The organism is Chitinophaga oryziterrae (assembly GCF_009758125.1).
In the GTDB taxonomy this organism is placed as follows: domain Bacteria; phylum Bacteroidota; class Bacteroidia; order Chitinophagales; family Chitinophagaceae; genus Chitinophaga; species Chitinophaga oryziterrae.
In genome coordinates this window covers 60,975-76,834 of sequence record NZ_WRXO01000007.1, presented here as the reverse complement: position 1 = coordinate 76,834, position 15,860 = coordinate 60,975, and the positions used below count along the sequence as shown (strand labels likewise).

The window sequence follows — 15,860 nt, the reverse complement described above, 5'->3', positions numbered from 1 at the left end:
TAAAATCACAGAAACCACTATAAAAATAGAATACTTATTGCTAATTTCATGATGCAGATCATAAAAGTCAACCAAAATTAAGCTCATTTTAAAATATCACTCATATATATGAAAATCGTAATAATAGGAAACGGCATGGTGAGCTACAAGTTTTGTGAAAAGATAATCGCAAAAGCGCCCGCCGGTACCTTGGAAATTGTGATTTTTGGCGAAGAACCTCGCCCGGCCTACGACAGGGTACATCTTAGCGAGTTTTTCTCCGGAAAAACCGCTGATGATCTCCTGATGGCCCCTGCCAGCTGGTATACTGATAATCATATACGTTTGCATCTCGGTGATCCTGTTCAACAAATAGACAGAGTACATAAAACCGTTCACTCCTACAAAGATATCACTGAAACATATGATTACCTCATAATTGCGACAGGCTCTTCTGCTTTTGTACCCCCTATTCCGGGTGTAGAAAAAAAAGGCGTCTTTATATACCGCACCATAGAAGACCTGGAACTGATGCGCGATTATGCACCAAAAGCGACCAGAGGCGTGGTAATAGGTGGCGGCCTGCTGGGCCTGGAAGCAGCTAAAGCACTCCTGGACCTGGGCCTTTCCGATACCCATGTGATCGAATTTGCCCCCAGGCTCATGCCCCGGCAGATAGATGACAACGGCTCCCGTATGCTCCAGCATAAACTGGAAAACCTGGGACTCCATATACATACCAATAAAAATACCGCTGCTATATTAGGAGAAGATACCATCTCCGCCCTGCAGTTCGCGGACGACTCCATACTGGAAGCAGATATGCTGGTGATCTCGGCGGGGATAAAACCCCGGGATGAACTGGCCCGCTTAGCCGGCCTGGAAACAGGGCACCGCGGTGGTATCCTTGTAAACGAGCAACTGCAAACTACCGACCCGTCTATTTATGCCATCGGCGAATGCGCCCTCTATAATGGTATGATCTACGGCCTGGTAGCTCCCGGTTATGAAATGGCAGAAGTGGCAGCATCGCATATACTAGGTGATCAGAAAGCCTTTACCGGCTTCGACATGAGCACCAAATTAAAACTGATAGGGGTAGATGTGGCCAGCTTTGGCGATCCATTTGCACCAGCAGATACCTGCCGCAGCATTGTATTTGAAGATACTATGAAAGGCACCTATCAGCGCATCAATATCTCCGGTGATGGTAAACTGCTCCTGGGCGGGATTCTCATCGGAGATGCAGATGCCTATAATATGCTGCTGCAAACCACTAAAAACAAAATCATCCTCCCTCCTAACCCGGAAGACTTACTAATAGGGCCAAGAGGTGGTAATACAGAAACCGGCGCCGGCGTTATGGGCCTGCCCGATGATGCACTGATATGTAGCTGCGAAAGTGTGAGCAAAGGTGCGATCTGTGCTGCTGTGGAAGCTGGTAACGAAACACTGGGCGATATAAAGAAATGTACCAAAGCTGGCACCTGCTGCGGTGGTTGCGTCCCCATGGTGAAAGACCTGATCAGCGGTACCATGAAAGCGCAGGGTAAATACATCCGCAATGTCATCTGCGAACATTTTACCTATTCCCGCCAGGAACTCTTCGACCTGATACATATTAAAGAGATCCGTTCCTTTGATGACGCACTGGACCATTATGGTCAGGGGGATGGATGTGAAATCTGCAAACCTGTAGTCGCTTCTATCATGGCCAGCCTGTGGAACGATATGATCCTGGAAAAAGGAAATGATACCGTACAGGATTCCAACGACCGCTACCTGGCGAATATACAAAAAGGCGGTACCTACTCTGTAGTTCCCCGCATTCCAGGTGGTGAAATCACGCCGGAGAAATTGCTGGTCATTGCACAGGTGGGATTGAAATACAACCTCTATACTAAAATTACAGGAGGTCAGCGTATAGATCTGTTCGGCGCTCATCTCAGCGATCTTCCCGCTATATGGGAAGAGCTCATCAATGCAGGCTTTGAAAGCGGCCATGCTTACGGGAAAGCATTACGAACCGTAAAAAGCTGCGTAGGCTCTACCTGGTGTCGTTTTGGTCTGCACGATAGTGTAAGTTTTGCCATTCGTATAGAAGAACGGTACCGCGGACTTCGCGCTCCTCATAAAATAAAATCGGCCGTATCCGGGTGTATCCGCGAATGTGCGGAAGCACAATCCAAAGACTTCGGCATCATTGCGACCGAAAAAGGCTGGAACCTTTATGTAGGTGGTAACGGTGGCTCCAAGCCACAACATGCGATATTACTGGCAGCCGACCTGGATAGTGATACCTGCATCAGTTATATAGACCGCTTCCTGATGTTCTATATCAAAACAGCGGATCCCCTTACCCGTACAGCTACCTGGCTCAATAAACTGGATGGAGGCATTACCTACCTGCGTAATGTAGTAGTGAATGATAGTCTGGGTATTGCCGGACAATTAGAAGCTGAAATGCAATCCCTGGTAGATAAATATAAATGCGAGTGGAAGGAAGTAGTAGAGAATCCCGAGCTGCGCAAGCGTTTCAATCACTTTGTAAATGCACCGGGAGCTAAAGATCCAACCGTGAAATTTAATCCGTTACGTGAACAGAAAAAAGCAGCAGAATGGAAATAACAACTTTAAAACCGTCAACTATGAACTGGTTCTATGCCTGCAAAGTCACTGACGTCCCTGCCAACGGAGGCGTATGTGTTAAATACGGAGAAGAACAGATTGCCTTGTTCCGCTTTGCCAGACGGGACACCTGGTATGCCACACAGAACCTTTGTCCGCACAAACAACAAATGGCGCTGAGCCGTGGTATGACAGGCACACAGGAAGGCGAACCGAAGATCGCCTGTCCGTTTCATAAGAAAACATTTTCTCTGTCAGATGGACGCTGTTTGTCCGATGAAACAGAGTGCGGTATTACTACATATCCGGTAAGAATCGAAGAGGATCATGTATACATTGGCGTACATGCAGGATGATGTATTTTCGAAGCTATTCATTAACTTACAAGGGAACCCCATAGTCCTTAGAGCCTAAGGTTCATATTGTTATGTGATCAGCTAATCCAAAATCAACCAAATGATGAAAAAACACATCCTCGGCGGAGCTATTTGCCTATTCATTGGCGTTTTATCTTACAACAACAGCCAGGCGCAATTTACACTAGGGGCACAATTAAGAACACGTACGGAGTTACGTGACGGACAAGGATCTCCTTTATCACTGGGAACAAAACCCGCCATTTTTACTTCGCAGAGAAGTCGTTTATCAGCAGGATTCACCGGTTACCGTTTTAAACTGGGACTAACAGTACAGGATGTACGCGTATGGGGACAGGATGTATCTACTATCAACAGAACTACCACCGCTGACAACAACGGGTTTATGTTGCAGGAAGCATGGGCGGAAATCATGTTGTTGGATACAACCGTAAAAAACAAAAGCCTGAACCTTAAAATTGGCAGACAGGAATTAAATTATGATGATGGCCGCCTCCTGGGTAATCTGAACTGGTTACAACAGGGACGCAGACATGATGCGGCTCTGATCAAGTACGAAAGCAACTCCTGGATGCTGCATCTGGGTGCGGCCTTTAACCAGAACAAAGAGAACGCTGCCGGTACCATTTACAACGCTACCCCTCCGGGTAATTACACGGCTACCACCAATGGTGGTACACAGTACAAAAGCCTTGAATTCCTGTATTTGGGAAAGAAGCTGGCAAAGGGTAACATATCCTTCCTCTTCCTGGCAGATCAGTTCAATAAGTTCCATACAGACAGCGTAAATGGCGCTGCTGTGAAAACATGGGATGAAGGTGTGTATAACCGCGCTACAACCGGACTGTTTTTCAATAACCAGTTCGATAAACTCGGCGTGACCGCTTCTGCCTACTACCAGTTCGGTAGCAATGCCAGCGGACAAACAATCAGCGGAGAACTGTTGTCTGCATGTTTCCAGTATGCTGTTTGTAAATCATTCAGCGCAGGTGCAGGAGTAGATTATACAACGGGAGGGCTCTCCTCTTCCGGCAGGACCAGCAAAGCGTTCGATCCTTTATACGGCTCGCCGCACGCATTCTGGGGACTGATGGACTACTTCTATGCTGCCAATGGTTTTGGTAATAAAGGTCTGCAGGACTACTACATCAAAACCAAACTGAAAGCTGGTCCGCGTTTCCAGATGACACTGGACGGACATGAGTTTTTCTCTTCCAGCTACATCCCCGGGGGCGTTACCCGCAGATTTGGTACAGAAGCAGATCTCGTAGGTACTTACGCCATGTCTAAAGTCATCAGTTTCGAAGCCGGCTACAGCCATTTCTGGAACACAGCGTCTTTAACCGCTCCCAGTGTTAAAAATATAACGAACGCGCAAAGCAATAGTAACTGGGCTTATTTAATGATCACATTAAAGCCCGAGTTGCTGTTGAAATAATAATCACTAAAAAAAACACTATGTCAGCAATCAGTAGTAATCAGCCACTTTCCAAACTACCGCTCTTTAGTCTGAACAATGTGCAGATGCGCACATTCCATACAACATGGTTAATGTTCTTTGTCTGTTTCTTCGGATGGTTTGGCCTCGCACCACTGATGCCGACCATACGCGAAGACCTCGGCCTTACTAAATCACAGGTAGGCAACATTATCATCGCTTCCGTATCAGGTACAATCATTGCCCGTCTCATTATTGGTAAATTATGTGATACATGGGGGCCGCGAAAAACGGCTATAAGGCTACTGATTGCTGGCTCTTTACCCGTTTTCCTTGTAGGCTTGTCCAAAGACTACACATCCTTTTTACTTTTCCGCCTGGCCATCAGTGTAATAGGCGCTTCTTTTGTAATCACACAGTACCATACATCCATGATGTTTGCTGCCAATATCAAAGGAACTGCCAACGCCGTTACCGGTGGATGGGGCAACCTGGGTGGCGGAGTAACCAATATGGTAATGCCACTTATCTTCACGGCTATTATAGGCTTTGGTTATACAAAAGCAGAAGCATGGCGTTATGCCATGATCGTTCCGGGAATAATGATGCTGATCGTAGCATTCCTCTACTCCCGTTATACAAAAGATACCCCCGCAGGTAATTTCGACGAGATAGGTCACCATAAAAATAAATCCCGCACTGACTGGTCCATTCTGGCCGACTGGCGCATCTGGGCGTTAACAATGGCCTATGGTATGTGCTTCGGTATGGAGATCACATTCGATAATGTGGCCTCTCTTCACTTCACAGACACTTTCCATCTTTCACAAAGCAGCGCAGGCTTCTGGGCAGGTATCTTCGGATTCATGAACATCTTTGCCCGTGCACTGGGAGGCTTTGTTTCCGATAAAGTAGGCGCCCGTTTCGGGATGAAAGGGAAAGGTTCCTTATTAGCATTGGTATTACTGCTGGAAGGATGCGGACTTCTACTGTTCGCACAGGCTGGATCATTGATATTCGCTATCATTTCCATGCTCAGTTTTGCCCTCTTCCTGAAAATGGCTAATGGCGCTACTTATGGTATTGTTCCTTTCATCAATGAAAAGAATGTAGGACTTGTAAGCGGCATCGTAGGTGCTGGTGGTAATCTGGGTGGTATGCTATTCGGTTTCCTTTTCAAGTCCGAATCTATTTCATACGTGCAGGCATTCACCTATATAGGTTGTATAGTAATCGCGGTATCGGTTATCGTAATGCTTACCAGGTTCATCAAGAAGCCAGCCGCAGCAACAAAAGAAATCACGCCACAAATGGCATTCGCAGAATAAACAGATCACATGTCAACTTCATTTAAAACAACCTGCTGTTATTGCGGTGTTGGTTGTGGGATAGTAGTGCATAAAGACCGGCAGGGGAAACTGCATGTGGAAGGAGATAAAGACCATCCTGTGAATAAAGGCATGCTCTGTTCTAAAGGAATGAACCTGCATTATACCGTTATGGATACCAGCGACAGACTGCTGTACCCTGAAATGCGATATAACCGGTACCTGCCACGGCAACGGGTTACCTGGGACCAGGCCCTGGAAAGGACCGCCGCAGTGTTCAAACAGATCATTCAGAAACATGGCCCGGATTCCGTAGCATTTTACGCATCCGGGCAATGTTTAACAGAAGAATATTATGTAGTTAATAAACTGATCAAAGGTTTTATAGGCAGTAATAATATCGATACCAACTCACGCCTTTGTATGAGCAGTGCAGTAGCTGCCTATAAAATGGCTTTAGGGGAAGATAGTGTACCTGGTAATTATGACGATCTTGAACTGGCAGATTGCATCTTTGTGGCAGGTGCGAACCCCGCCTGGTGCCATCCTATTTTATGGCGACGGATAGAAGCAGCGAAAGCTGCTAATCCTTCACTAAAAATAATTGTCAGTGATCCCCGTGTTACGCAAAGCTGTGCTTTAGCCAACCTGCACCTGCAATTGCACCCGGGTACAGATATCGTATTACATCATGCTATTGGCAGAATACTGATAGAACAGGGATTCACAGATCATACATTTATCAGTCAGCATACAGAAGGTTTTACCCGCTACAAAGAAACCGTCATGCAGCGTAGCCTTGCCAGTGCTGCTGCCATCTGTGGTATTTCCGAAACAGATATCATTGAAGCGGCTACATACATAGGCAAAGCCAAGCGTTTCATGACGCTGTGGACAATGGGCTTAAACCAGAGTGTAGTAGGCGTTAATAAAAATCTCAGTCTTATTAACCTGCATCTCATTACCGGCCATATAGGTAAACCGGGATGCGGGCCATTCTCATTAACCGGTCAGCCTAATGCGATGGGCGGACGCGAAGTAGGCGGCTTGTCGAACCTGTTGCCCGCTCATCGTCTTATGAACAATCCGGCGCATCGTAAAGAAGTACAGGAGTTCTGGGGGGGTGTTCCTCTCTCTGAAAAACCAGGACTTACCGCTACTGAAATGTTCACTGCTTTAAACGAAGGTAAACTTAAAGCCATCTGGATTCTTTGTACCAATCCGCTGGTGAGCCTTCCTGAGGCAAGACTGGCAGAAGCTGCGCTGCAAAAAGCGAAGTTCGTAGTGGTGCAGGAGATCTCTTCCAAACCGGAAACACTGCAATATGCAGATGTTGTCTTCCCTGCTGCTGCCTGGACGGAAAAAGAAGGTACCATGACGAATGCAGAACGTCGTATCAGTTATCTCCAAAAAGTAGCGGATGCTCCGGGAGAAGCATTACCGGATGCAGAGATTATCTGCCGCTTTGCACAGAAGATGGGCTTTCATGGTTTTTCTTATAATAACGCTGCTGAAATTTATGATGAACATTGCCGTCTTACGGCGGGTACTAATATTGATGTAAGTGGATTGAATTATGCTTTGCTAAAAGAGAAACGTAGTGTGCAATGGCCTTATCCCAAAGGAACAACAGACCTTGGTACGCCACGCCTCTTTACAGATCATCAGTTTTATACACCATCATCAAAAGCTGTTATTCATTCTTTTGATGATGATAACAAGTCTGCTCCGCCGGATAAGGATTATCCTTTAATCCTCACTACCGGCCGTATCCGCGACCAGTGGCATACCATGAGCAAAACGGGTAAAGTAAGCAAACTGAAACAACATATCCCCGCTCCTTTCCTGGAAATACATCCGGATGATGCAAAGGAACGCGATATCCGCGCGGATGATATCGTAGAGATCTTCAACAGCAATGGGGCCGTGCGGGTGAAAGCACAACTAAGTACTTCCATTAAAAAAGGTGTGGTATTCCTTCCCATGCATTGGGGCAAAATACTGAATAACGATTTAAGCAGGGCGAATAACCTTACACATAACCGCTTAGATCCTATTTCCAAACAACCCGATTTCAAATATGCGGCGGTACAGGTGTTACCTTACAAAAAGCCACAGCAACGCATCATTATTATCGGTGCTGGCGCCGGGGCCTATGGTTTTGTAAAATCATACCGTCCTTTAAATACTACAGACGAAATCATTGTTTTCAGCAAAGAAAATCTTCCTTTTTACAATCGTGTCATGTTACCTGATTATATCAGTGGCACCCAGCAATGGGAGCAGTTGGTTAAAATGAAAGATAGTGAAGAAAATGATTTCAATATTACGTTACACCGTGGCATCAGCGTAGTACAGATAGACAGGGAAAATAAAACTATTACAGATAGTAATGGCTTTGTACACCCGTATGATGTATTGATACTTGCAATGGGAAGCAGGGCTTCTACTTTAAGAGATACTCCTCCATTAAAAGGTATTTTCACTATGCGCAACCGCATGGACGCGGATGCATTCATCAAACATATTGATCCTGCCAAAGGTAAAGTAATGATAGCAGGGGGCGGACTGTTAGGCATAGAACTGGCAGCTTCCTTAAGAGAAATGGATATAGACGTTGCTGTTATACAACGCAGTTCCAAACTTATGGACCGGCAGTTAGACAGACTAGGTGGCCAGCTCTTATACGAAGAACTTACAGACAGAGGTATAGAGATTTTGTATAATGATGAGATAGAACGCTTCACCGGTTCAAAACAACTGGATGGTATCCGTCTCAAAAGTGGCAGACATATAGATTGCCAGGCGGTAGTACTTTCTATAGGAACAACGCCCAATATAGAACTGGCGCATGCATCAGAACTAACCTGCAAGCGGGGCGTAGTCGTAAACGAATACTTACAGACCAGCGATCCTGCTGTTTACGCTATTGGTGAAATAGCAGAATTCAATGGTACGTTATACGGTATCACAGCCGCCGCAGAACAACAGGCGGCCGTTGTAGCCCGGCATTTGTCCGGAGATATCACTGGTTATTACCAGGGCACTCTGTTCATGAATATCCTGAAAATGCATGGTACAGATCTCTGCTCATTGGGCATGGTAGAAACACCTGATGATCCTGCCTATGAAGAAGTGGTTTTCATTGATAAATCAAAACGTTACTATAAAAAGTGCCTGATACATAATGACAGACTGATAGGCGCTATTCTCATTGGTGACAAATCAGAATTCCTTGAATTCAAAGAGCTGATAGCTAATAAGATCGAATTATCTGATAAGAGACTGGAACTGTTACGTTCCGGTAAAAAAGGAGAACCGGTGATAGGCAAACTGGTATGTAGTTGTGGCAGTGTGGGAGAAGGAAATATTACAGGAAAGATCGCTGAAGGATGTGCAAGTCTCGAAAAGCTATGTCAGGCTACAGGTGCAGGCATGGGTTGTGGAAGTTGCAGACCGGAAGTACAGTCGATATTGGAAAGAACACTGCCTCAGCAGGAAAAAAAGAAAACGGAACAACTGGTAACGGTATAAAATGCTAAAGCAAACACATACAATAAGTATCAATTTTACAGGAGGGATTATCTCTCCCGGAAATCTGCATACTATCCTGGAAATAGCAACAGATGCCAGAGTAAAACAGGTCCGCTTTGGCTTACGCCAGCAATTATTGATAGAAGTCCCGGTAAAACAAATTAAACAATTTGAAAACGCCTGTAAAGAAAAAGACATCAGCTGCGCATACACACCTAATATCAGCAGCTCTTATCTTACATCCGGGATCTTCGTCACAGATACCTGGCTGACGGAAGGCATCTACAAGGATGTTTTCGAAATGTTCAGTTATGCCCCCTCTCTGAAAATAAATATCTGCGACAGCAAACAAACTTTCATGCCTTTCTTCACAGGGCATCTTAACTGGATATCTGCACAGCAACAACATTACTGGCATCTCTACATCCGCTACCCTAAAACAGGAGAACTGTTTTCATGGCCGGAACTCATCTATACGAACAACATCGGAGAAGTCAGCCACTGCATAGAATCTCTTTTATCCGCTAAAGAATCCTTACAAATTGATCACCTTTTCAAACAGGTAAAAGACAAACTGGAATACCTCTGCCGTCCGGTAGAACAGGAACTGGAATACCCGCATTTCCATCTCCCCTATTACGAAGGCTTCAATAAACACGAGGACAGCTACTGGCTGGGCATCTATCGCCGCGACGAAGAATTCTCCGTTGATTTTCTGAAAGACCTGTGTAATATCTGCCTGGAAACAAAAACAGGACAGCTATATGCTACTCCCTGGAAATCACTGATCATTAAAAATATTAAACACGAACACCGCCGCCTCTGGGATTATATCCTCGGCAAACATAATATCAACGTACGGCATGCGGCCAATGAACTGAACTGGCAGGTAGAAGATAACAGCGAAGATGGCCTTGTATTGAAACGTCACATTATCAGGTACTTCGACAGCGCTGATGTACGCACCTACGGATTATGCTTTGGCATACGCCTAAAACCGGGGAACAGCTGCTTTGGCTCCATTATCCTTAACAAACAGGAAAACAGGCAAAAAAGCCGTTTAAAAGGCCTGCAACGGTACGATATCCTGTATACTCCGGACTTCAGTCCTAATTCCGGTAACCTGATCCCCTACAGGACAGATGTGGCCAAAGAACACCTGGGGCCCTATATTTCAGCGCTTTGTAAACTTTTCTACGAAAGCAGCCATGATCCTTTACAAAAGACAGTACCACTGCCTGTGGTAACTGTGCCCGAAAAGCCTGTACATCAATGCCCTCACTGCTTTACGATCTATGATGAAGCCACGGGAGATCCTGCCCAGCAAATCCCTGCCGGTACGCTCTTTTCTGACCTGCCCCCTTATTATTGCTGCTCCGTTTGCGAAGCTCCTTTGCAGGATTTTAATATCACGCAGGTCACAAATTTTAATATACTATCTTAACCCGTTCATTTACTATCACCCCTGTTTTTGATCCCGTATCTTAACATTCTATTTGCACTTGCTGCATACCCGGTACTACAGCAGCTTATAAGGCTACACCCGTCCCTATAATCAGTAAAACCATCAAAACAAAAGTGCTAAAACGTTATACATCTAAGAGATTTAGTATTATTTTTGCGCTGCAAATCGTGTAAAAAAAATAATATGTCTCCTAAATCGGCGCCTGACATCGTTTTAATCGGTGCAGGCATAATGAGTGCAACGCTGGGTGTTCTGTTGAAAGAATTGCAGCCGGAACTGACCATTGAAATCTTTGAACGACTGGATGTAATTGCCGGAGAAAGTTCAGATGCATGGAACAATGCCGGTACTGGTCATTCGGCCTTCTGCGAACTAAACTACACACCTGAAAAGGCCGATGGTTCTATCGAAACGAATAAGGCCCTGAAAATTGCCGAATCTTTCGAAGTATCCAAGGAGTTCTGGTCATTTTTAGTACAGGAAGGCTGTATTAAATCTCCCGGAGACTTTATTCAAAGTGTTCCTCACATGAGCTTTGTATGGGGTGCAGAAAACGTGGAATACCTGAAAAAGCGCCAGCAGGCATTGGAAAGCAATCACTTATTCAAGGGAATGCAGTACTCGGAAGATCCCGCTGTACTGTCCGAATGGATGCCCCTGGTAATGGATGGCCGCGATCCCGCAGAGAAAGTAGCCGCTACACGTATGGAGTTGGGTACCGATATCAACTTCGGAGCATTGACGCGTTCCCTCATCGACTACCTCACAGAACAGGACGGAGTAAGCCTCAACCTGAACCATGAAGTACGCGACCTGGAACAGGATGAAGACGGGAAATGGCGACTGACCGTGAAGAACATGGAAACAGGCAAGAAGAGAAAACTCTTTACAAAATTCGTATTCATAGGCGCCGGTGGTGGTTCACTCCCATTATTGGAGAAATCAGATATACCGGAAGGAAAAGGCTTCGGAGGGTTCCCTGTAAGCGGACAATGGCTGATCTGTAAGAATCCTGAGATAGTAGAAAGACATGCGGCTAAAGTGTACGGCAAAGCATCTGTAGGAGCACCGCCAATGTCTGTACCACACCTGGATACCCGCATGATCGATGGTAAGAAAGCCTTACTGTTCGGACCATACGCAGGCTTCTCCACCAAGTTCCTGAAAAAAGGCTCCTGGCTGGACCTGCCTAAATCAATTAAGTTCAACAACATCCGCCCTATGCTGGCGGCTGGTCTCGATAACCTTCCATTGACCAAATACCTGATAGACCAGGTACGTCAGTCGCCCGAAGAAAGACTGGAAGCCTTACAGGCTTTCCTGCCTAAAGCGAAAATGGAAGACTGGGAACTGGAATTCGCCGGTCAGCGTGTACAGGTCATCAAGAAAGACCATGAACATGGTGGTGTGCTGGAATTCGGTACAGAAGTAGTAAGCGCCGCAGATGGCTCTATCGCAGCATTGCTGGGAGCTTCTCCCGGTGCATCCACCGCAGTATCCATCATGCTGGAACTCCTGGACCGTTGCTTTAAAGAAGAACTGGCTACTACAGCATGGAAAGACAAGCTGTTACAGATGATCCCATCTTATGGCCAGAAGCTGTCAGATACACCAGCTCTCTGCGATCAGGTAAGGGAATGGTCCAACACAGTATTAGAACTGAAAACACAGGGTGTACCTGCTTAAAATATAAAGGCCCGGCTACTCACGAAGCCGGGCCTTTTTCTAATTAAGATCTGATATCTTCTGTACCCATTTTATCCGGTACAAATATTCCAATATAGGATTGCAGATATACTGCCTTATCTTCTCTATACTGATCCCCACAATGAACACTACTATCGCCAATCCGAATATAGACAGCAACAATGTTGTATCATTTGGCATTACCGTACGTAAATAAGCCACCACATTATCCCGCAGATATAAACAAACATTCCGTTGTTCATGAAACAGATAAGTACCAAATACTAATCCTGCCACACTATTTATCAGGCCACTCTTAAAACTCAGATTCTTGAAAGTAAAAAAGAGGAACACTGCAGAAAGAATCAGTACCGGGTTATTATAATTATACACGGCCCAGGTAATCTTAGGCTTCCCGATATAATACGTTCCATAAGCCAGCGCAAAGACTACCAGAGAACATACAATATACCACAGCCATGCATAATCTACTTTCTTCACATAATTCCGGCAATAATGGGCAACGATGTAAATGAAGATGAAGTTGTAGATACCAAAACCTCTGTCCGATATAAAATTCCCCATCACAAACTTAATATGAGCCAGTATCAGTAACACGACTATCATACAGATGAGCTGCTTTTTATTCAGTCCTGCCAGCCCTTTATTTAACATCGGCGCTAATGCATACAGCGTTAAGTAGATAGGCACAAACCACCATCCTTTATATAAAAAATACAATGTCATTGCCAGCGTCTTCCAATCAAACGCAGCCAGGCCAAGCCATACAAATACCAGATACAGCACAATAGAATAGAAGGTACACTGGATCAGAAAAGAAATCAGCACTTTCATTTTAAATTTGATCTCAAAATACCCTGAAATAAATACATAGGTATTCACGGCAACAATCAAAAAGCTATTCAACAAAATCTGAAAAGTAGTAGACTCCATGGGGGTATACGTACCCGACCCCAGCTCTCTCAGTTTTAATCCTCTTGTTACAAGATGATGTACAATGATCATAAACATCAATACAATCCTTAGCAACTCAATGTTCGAATCCCTTTGTACCTTTTCAAGCTTCATATTATTGTCCTTTTGTTGTAATCAGATAAAAAAAATAGGGGATATAGATATATCCCCTTTGTTTTAACCTTATCTTATTGTTTCTAAGAGAAATTCTACCGCACACCTGCGGACTTATATGGTATCCTTACCATTACTACCACATTCTTTTCCGGTGCCGCACTGATTTCAAAATTGCCATCATGCAAAGCAGCCATGTAAGACATCAGGTAGCAAATGGGCTGGTTTAATAATTCACTGTCCGTAACGCGGTGCTCATTCGCTGATGATTTAAAAGGAGAAGAGAAAATATAGTTGGCGAAAAAATGCCCTCTGATCTCAAAATATCCATCCTCGAAAGAGAACACCAGTCTTGGTAACTGATAAGTAGATGAATGCCTGTTCATCCAGAAAAATAAATTCAGTATCAGCTGTTTGATTACGAATTCATCTATAAACGCATCTGTTGCCCCTTTGCCGGTGTGTAACTCTACTGCCGGTGACAACAGTTTTGTATACGGTTCCTCCCGGATGAACTGCGTCAGGAAGAAATGAACGTTGGTCATTTTCCTGTTCAATGTGAACGATTTGCTCAGTATCTGCTGAATGATACGTACATTCTGCAACTGGAAATCAAGTTCTATTACCTGTGATTTAATAGCTTCCGCCTGGCGGGTAATCTTTCCGGCCACAGCTTTCCCGTCGTATAATGCAATCAGCTCTACGCTTGAAAGAATGCTTGATATAATAGATTTCAGTTCATGAAAAATATCGTCTGCCAACCTGTCGTTATCAAGAAAATTTAATGCAGTTACAGAAGTTTTCATTTTCATCGCTGGTTTACAGGTCCCCGTCCTTATTTAAGATAGATAATCCCGGCATAACCGCTGCCGGAGCGCAAATGTAACATTTACCGTTCTTTAATTCCTATCAACTTCATTACTCATATTAGTAGAATATCATCAGAAAGCGTTTTTATCACCTCTTATTGTGTTAAATACTGTTAAGAAGATGATTCGCAGATCCAATAATATAGACCAGTTCTCCATGTACCAGATATCATGCTCTATGCGTTTACGCAAATGCACTTCTTCTGTAATCTCTCCACGATACCCGTTTACCTGCGCCCATCCGGTAATGCCCGGCTTCAGAAAATGACGGATCATATATTTCTGAATAATGGCCGAATACTCTTCCGTATGTTTCAGCATGTGTGGACGTGGCCCTACAATAGACATATCACCGAAGAATACATTCAGGAACTGCGGCATCTCATCCAGGTTCGTCTTACGCAGAATGCGTCCTATCCTGGTGAAACGGCGGTCGTTACGACTTGCCTGTTTACTGTTGGCATCATTGTTTACATACATGCTCCGGAATTTCAGACAGCGGAAGTTATTGTTGTTCCTGCCGGTACGGTTCTGTACGAAGAATACAGGACCACGGGATTCCAGTTTTACCAGCAATGCCAGCAAGGGTATCAGCCAGCTCAGAATAAAAACCATCACGAACGCACTGAACAGAATATCAAACATGCGTTTCCTGATCCTGTTCGCAATATCATCCAATGGCTCTGAACGTAAAGAGATGATAGGGATGTTATCCAGGTAGTCGATATAGATCTGTCTGTTCACGAACATCCTGAAATCAGGTACAAAACGGAAACGGATAAAATGCTTTTCTGCCTCATGCGCCAGCGTATACAGGTAAGGAAACTGCTCCGGGGAGAGCGTTGAATAAATTTCCCTGATGTTATTCGTCTGCGCATAGGTCACACATTCCTGCAAATTTCCGATAACCGGATAGTAAGACAACTCATGCACATTGCTGTATTCCTCAAAATAACCCTCAAAACGGAGATTACTTTTCCTTCCCAGCAAATTATCTACCAGTTGCTTAGACAGGTCATTATAGCCCACGATTACCACCTTCTTTTCGATCTCCTTACGACGCAGGATATAATTGGTGAGCATATAGAAGAAAAGCCGGTCTATCAGTACTACTATTATAAATAAAACACAATAGGTAGCTATGAATAACCTGTTATAGGCTTCCTTGTTCAGGAAAACGAAAAGGAGCATTAATAACAGATAGTATAAGATTCCCTGTATCGTCTTACGTGTTATTCTTTCATAAGACAATTGCTGGCTCATAAAATAGATACCAGTAGTATATAACGCAATTGCCCACGAGATATTGGATGCCAGCAAGAACATATCTCTGTCCATATGTACAGGTACACTGTACTGCTGCAACCAGTAATGAGTAAAAAAGAAAAATCCATTCAGGCTGATAAAATCAAACATCAGTATCTGGATGCTGCATATTTTTAGATATCTGTTCAGCATATATAAAAT

Annotated in this window: 10 protein-coding genes; 7 read left to right on the top strand and 3 right to left on the bottom strand. The window is 44.5% G+C overall.

What is annotated here, in order from left to right; translation table 11 throughout:
• The first annotated feature begins 108 nt into the window (after positions 1–108).
• The 7 genes from nirB (at position 109) to GO495_RS21930 (ending at position 12,435) form a co-directional block, all read left to right on the top strand.
• Positions 109–2,607 carry a nitrite reductase large subunit NirB gene (gene nirB / locus GO495_RS21960; RefSeq protein ID WP_157301883.1) on the top strand — a complete coding sequence of 833 codons (2,499 nt, stop codon included), beginning with the start codon at positions 109–111 and terminating at the stop codon, positions 2,605–2,607.
• 20 nt (positions 2,608–2,627) lie between these two features.
• The gene (nirD, locus tag GO495_RS21955; protein ID WP_240915297.1) at positions 2,628–2,963 is read left to right on the top strand and encodes a nitrite reductase small subunit NirD; all 336 of its coding nucleotides are present in this window, start codon (positions 2,628–2,630) and stop codon (positions 2,961–2,963) included.
• Positions 2,964–3,063: 100 nt separating this feature from the next.
• Positions 3,064–4,422 carry an alginate export family protein gene (locus tag GO495_RS21950; protein ID WP_240915296.1) on the top strand — a complete coding sequence of 453 codons (1,359 nt, stop codon included), beginning with the start codon at positions 3,064–3,066 and terminating at the stop codon, positions 4,420–4,422.
• 20 nt (positions 4,423–4,442) lie between these two features.
• Positions 4,443–5,750, top strand: coding sequence for an MFS transporter (locus GO495_RS21945; RefSeq protein WP_157301881.1), 1,308 nt, complete (start codon positions 4,443–4,445; stop codon positions 5,748–5,750).
• A gap of 9 nt (positions 5,751–5,759) precedes the next feature.
• A complete protein-coding gene (locus tag GO495_RS21940) occupies positions 5,760–9,284 on the top strand; it encodes a nitrate reductase (protein WP_157301880.1) in 3,525 nt (1,174 codons plus the stop codon).
• 1 nt (position 9,285) lies between these two features.
• Positions 9,286–10,728, top strand: a complete 1,443-nt coding sequence (locus GO495_RS21935) for a rubredoxin (RefSeq protein WP_157301879.1) — start codon at positions 9,286–9,288, stop codon at positions 10,726–10,728.
• A gap of 174 nt (positions 10,729–10,902) precedes the next feature.
• Positions 10,903–12,435, top strand: coding sequence for a malate:quinone oxidoreductase (locus tag GO495_RS21930; RefSeq protein ID WP_276611835.1), 1,533 nt, complete (start codon positions 10,903–10,905; stop codon positions 12,433–12,435).
• Between the two features lie 39 nt (positions 12,436–12,474).
• Here the strand turns inward: GO495_RS21930 and GO495_RS21925 are convergent, their stop codons facing one another.
• From GO495_RS21925 to GO495_RS21915, 3 genes are all read right to left on the bottom strand, one after another.
• Positions 12,475–13,524, bottom strand: coding sequence for an acyltransferase family protein (locus tag GO495_RS21925; RefSeq protein ID WP_157301877.1), 1,050 nt, complete (start codon positions 13,522–13,524; stop codon positions 12,475–12,477).
• A 95-nt stretch (positions 13,525–13,619) separates the two neighbouring features.
• Positions 13,620–14,330 (bottom strand): hypothetical protein, encoded by a 711-nt coding sequence (locus GO495_RS21920; protein ID WP_157301876.1) that lies wholly within the window; start codon positions 14,328–14,330, stop codon positions 13,620–13,622.
• 135 nt (positions 14,331–14,465) lie between these two features.
• Positions 14,466–15,851 (bottom strand): undecaprenyl-phosphate glucose phosphotransferase, encoded by a 1,386-nt coding sequence (locus GO495_RS21915; protein WP_157301875.1) that lies wholly within the window; start codon positions 15,849–15,851, stop codon positions 14,466–14,468.
• Between the last annotated feature and the right edge of the window lie 9 nt (positions 15,852–15,860).